The following is a 266-nucleotide window of genomic DNA, read 5'->3' as shown; positions in this document are numbered from 1 at the left end:
TCGCGAGGCGAGCGGTATTTCAGGGCTTTGTGCGGGTGGCGCTCATTGTAGTGTTCGAACGCGATAGCCAGACGCGAGAGCGCCGTTGGTGCGTCGGGCTTGTCCATATAGGCGACGTAATTGTGCTTCATGGTCTTCACGAACGATTCCGCCATGCCATTGCTCTGCGGCGAACGGACCGGTGTGGTCAGCGGCTCAAGACCCAGTTCGCGAGCGAAGCTGCGCGTGCGGTGGTCGATGTAGGCCGAGCCGTTGTCCGTCAGCCA

Annotated in this window: 1 protein-coding gene; it reads right to left on the bottom strand. The window is 61.3% G+C overall.

The genetic code is table 11. The features are described from left to right. Positions 1 to 266 (bottom strand): integrase core domain-containing protein (locus tag SB659_RS19700; protein ID WP_410551633.1); only part of this gene is annotated, 266 nt, incomplete at both ends.

The sequence above is a fragment of the Arthrobacter sp. SIMBA_036 genome, from assembly GCF_046535135.1.
Lineage (GTDB): Bacteria > Actinomycetota > Actinomycetes > Actinomycetales > Micrococcaceae > Arthrobacter.
Note: the sequence above shows the minus strand (reverse complement) of the source record. Positions and strands in the feature narration are given on the sequence as shown.